Annotated in this window: 3 protein-coding genes; all 3 read right to left on the bottom strand. The window is 60.0% G+C overall.

What is annotated here, in order from left to right:
* The coding region (locus NKH03_RS34375; RefSeq protein WP_352973279.1) for an HlyD family secretion protein at nt 1–604 on the bottom strand (604 nt) is incomplete at its 3' end.
* The gene (locus NKH03_RS34370) at nt 579–2,225 is read right to left on the bottom strand and encodes a type I secretion system permease/ATPase (RefSeq protein ID WP_502913586.1); all 1,647 of its coding nucleotides are present in this window, start codon (nt 2,223–2,225) and stop codon (nt 579–581) included. The genes NKH03_RS34370 and NKH03_RS34375, both read right to left, overlap by 26 nt.
* A 373-nt stretch (nt 2,226–2,598) precedes the next feature.
* Nucleotides 2,599–3,399, bottom strand: coding sequence for a calcium-binding protein (locus tag NKH03_RS34365; RefSeq protein WP_031213793.1), 801 nt, complete (start codon nt 3,397–3,399; stop codon nt 2,599–2,601).
* Nucleotides 3,400–4,116 lie beyond the last annotated feature (717 nt).

Below are 4,116 nucleotides of genomic sequence, written 5' to 3'. Positions count from 1 at the left end.
GCCCACTCAGAACAGCAATTTCCTTTAGGAGAACCTCGATCCTTTTTTCACAGGCAATTTCCTGCGCCTCGAATCCTTCGATCTCGTGGTGATATTGAGTAATGTGTTCCGCCAGTTGCGCCTGCTTTCCGTCGCGGGATTGTCTGCGGAATTCGAACAGCAGCGTCTCGCTATGTATTGCCGAAGCTACGTCCGGAACATCTCTTCGGGCGAGCAGCCAGTCCGGGAAGGCGATCTCCGCGAGATCGTCACGTTCAGCATCGAGTCTTGCCTGGTAGGCGGCGAGCTCATCGAGCCGCTTGGTGACTATGGCGAGATTGGCGCGCGTCTGGGTGGCATCGAGCCGCATGAGGATGTCGCCGGCTTTCACTTTATCGCCTTCGCGCACCAGGATTTCTCCCACCACCCCGCCGGTCGGGTGCTGCACCTTCTTGACATAGGAATCGACGACAAAGTGTCCGGACGCGACAACCGCACCGGAGAGATTCGTGAAGGCCGCCCAGGCTCCGGCTCCTCCCACAAAGATTACGCTCGCCAGAAGGCCCGCCACCAGGTGCCGGCGAATGGAGCTGGAAACGTCATTGTTCTGATGAATGCCGGACACCGGGATCCTCCATGTCAGCGCGCTCTCCCACGTGATCCTGTGTAGACTCGATGGCCTTGACGCCAGCGCCTCGTGCCATCGCTGTCCCCTTCAGGACTTTGGAAAGCGCTTCATCACGCGCACCGAATGCTCGCTGCCGTCCACCTTCCATCACCAACACCAAATCCACGGCGCGGATGGCGCTCGGCCGATGGCAGACGACAACCGCAATGCCCTTGCGCTCGCGCACGGAGGCGATCGCCTTAACGACCGCAGCCTCGCCTTCCGCATCGAGATTGGCATTGGGTTCATCCAGCACAACAAGGAAAGGGTCTCGATAAAGAGCACGGGCAAGACCGATACGCTGGCGCTGCCCGGCGGAAAGTGCCGATCCGGCCTCACCGATCGGAGTTTCGTAGCCGTGCTCAAATCGGAGGATCAGTTCGTGCGTGCCCGCTGCCTTCGCCGCGGCGACAATAGCCTCAGGGTCAGGATTATCTTCAAAACGAGCAATGTTTTCGGCAATGGTGCCGTCGAACAGTTCAACGTCTTGCGGCAGATAGCCGATATGACGGCCTAGTGCTTCCCGGTCCCATTGATCAAGGCTTGCGCTGTCGATGCGAACTTTTCCGGCGACCGGCGCCCATGCGCCGACGATGGCGCGCGAGAGTGTCGACTTGCCCGAGCCCGATGCACCGATGATCCCGAGTGCGCTTCCCGCCTGAATGGCAAACGCAAGGCCGGTCACGGTCGGCTTCCTTTCGCCGGGCGGAACGATTGTCACGCCTTCGAGGCGCAGTTCGCGTTCAGGTGCAGGCATTGGCATAACAGGAGCGGATTCAGGAACCTTTTCCAAGAGATCCTCCAGCCGCGCCCAACCCTGGCGCGCCATGAGGAAGGATTTCCAGCTTGAAATGGCCAGGTCGACCGGAGCCAGCGCACGCCCCATCATTATCGAACTGACAATCATGACCCCGGCCGTAGCCTCCTGCCTGACGACAAGGGACGCACCGACGGTAAGAATGGCCGATTGCACCTGCAGGCGCAGGTCGGCATCGCAAAGCGCTGTTGCCATGTTGTGGGCAACGGTATTCCGTATCGGCCGTTGCGAGAGAGTGTTGGCAAGAAGTGTCAGAGAGGTGAGACCGACCGCCCCGATAAGTGCCGTCATGCCGATCCAGAAATGAAAGAGGAAGCAAATGCCAAGATAAAGCAGCATCCATGGCAGATCGAAGAACGCTGTCGGACCGTTTCCACCTAAGAAGCCGCGAACATTGTCGAGATCGCGAAGCGGCTGCAAGCCGTCGCCCGGCATGCGCGTTGAAAGCGGAAGGCGAACGATCGCATCGTGAACGCGTCCGGAAAACTCTCCATCGAAACGCTCGCCAATCCGCAGCAGCACGCGGGCGCGCAAAATGCCGAGCAGGCATTGGAACGCATAAAGCCCCGCAGCAAGCACGACGAGCCCTACCAGCGTCGATACGCTGCCACTTGCCAGAACGCGGTCATAGACCTGAAGCATGAACAGCGGCGAGATCAGCGCAAGCACGTTGACCACGCCGCTGATCAACAGAATTCCCCAAATAGCGGAAGTCAGAGGGAAAGGTCTCAAAGCTGAATCCTTCAAGGAATGGCTTCTCACGTAAGTCTCCGGAGGCTGGCGACTCAGCCCTATATTGCTCCCCGAACGGCGACCGACTGCATCCGCTCGCTGATTGAGGATCAGTGCTCCCGCCGAATATGTTTGGTCCCGGCATTTAAATGGAGCGGCTCAACAACACCGTCCGGCTGAAAGTTTGGAAGGGCAACGTCATCGTGGTCGGCCGCAAGGGCCCGAACAGGCTTCCGCCTCCACGCCTTCAGGGAGAATTCGGTGTACGACCAGCGCGACGTGCAGGGCTTCGTCAAGCTGTACACGCTGCGACTGCTCCCGGGCGCCCCGGCCCATGGCAAGTAGCGGAGACGGAAAGCGCCCGCCCAAGGGGCGGGGCGCTGTTCCGTATCGGTTTTCTGGATCAAACGAAGGTGAAGTCCGACGCGGTCAGGCCTAGGTCGGCCACGGTGACCACACCGCCCAGGTGGGCGAACTCGTGCGCGCTGCCGTCGGCGGTGACATAGGCCAGAGTTGCGACTCTGTCGGTGTAGCTGCTTTGGTAGACAATGATGTCGCCGGCGTGCTCGCCGGAGATCGCACGCGCTGCCTCATTAGCAGAGTTGAAAGATTCGCCAGTGATTACCACGACATGTTCGCCGTTCGCACCCGAGGCCGCGCCACTGTAGAAGCTGCTCACCGGGTAGCCGGACTGTATACTGGCGTTGTTGACGAAGTTCGCGCCAAAACCGTCGTTGTAGAGGCCCACCGCATCGAAGGCGAACTTGTCCTCCGCCGGGTTGAAATCGGTGATAGTGGTAATGTCCGGCTTCGACCCGACACTCGGATCGACCCCAGGCACCGGATTGTGGAACTGGAACACGAACGTGTCATTGTCGGTGCCCCCGGTCAACGTATCCTGGCCGTCACCAACGTAGAGGACATCCTGGCCGGGACCGCCGCTGAGCCTGTCATTGTCCTCACCGGAGATGCGCGCGTTGAAGCGGCCGTTGTCGCCGGAGAGATCGTCCCAGCCATCTCCGCCGAAGATGCGGTCGTTACCCTCGCCGCCAAGGGCTCGGTCACTGCCCGGGCCAGCCGAGATCTCGTCGTTGCCGCCACGACCGTCAATCCAGTCACCGCCCTGGAAACCCTCCATCCAATCTTCACCCTTAGTGCCGAGGAGTGTTTCGGCATCCGGGCTACCCTCGATAATGTTTGCCATCGAAAAATACTCCTAATGATGCACCCTGCCTGACGCGTTCATATTGCTCATCGGGTATTTAGAGAAATCGATTGCTTGGATAGACACACATTTACGAAATGGATGCATTCACGTTCACTTCGCCCTTCCGCTGAGCAGTAGCGGGCTCGCAGGCGGCGGGGACGCGCCCAGACGATCGACCCGAACATTCACACTCAAGCGGACGAGGAAAACTTGGTAACCGGCCGCCCTGGTTGGGCCCAAACCTCTCTCTGTTTGCTCGACGCCGGCATACCCGCACCGTAAGCGCTGGACGTGGACAAGTTCCGGTGGCGGCGGGTACGGCGCGGCCTCAGCGATGAATGGGGGCCGGAGACGGTTCCTTCCCCGACACGCATGCTGCTACCGCGCAACAAGGGGAGGGCAATTTGCCACCAATGGCCTCGTGATAGCGCCTTTCGCCGACAGGCTGTCGAAGTTGGCCGAAGCCGAGCTGAAACGACAACTGACGGGTCCTCACAGCTGCGTTACGCATTCGCTCACCGTCAAGCCGGCCTCGGAAGAACAGGCATGGGGCTGTGTTGCCGAGTATCTCGCCAGCACTGCCCATTGCGAGAAATGGAACATTAGGGAGCGCGTTCGCGCGAGCCGAGATGCGGAACCGATAGACGCACCAGGTAATACGAAATGCCGTTTTTTTCGTCCGTCGCCAGATCGGCTGCGATCCGGCTGACATAT

This window comes from Mesorhizobium sp. M1406 (assembly GCF_040317555.1).
GTDB lineage: Bacteria > Pseudomonadota > Alphaproteobacteria > Rhizobiales > Rhizobiaceae > Mesorhizobium.
Note: the sequence above shows the minus strand (reverse complement) of the source record. Positions and strands in the feature narration are given on the sequence as shown.

Coding starts and splice junctions, on each gene's coding strand:
- NKH03_RS34365 (WP_031213793.1), bottom strand. CDS start 3,399: ATGGCAAACATTATCGAGGGTAGCCCGGATGCCGAAACACTCCTCGGC.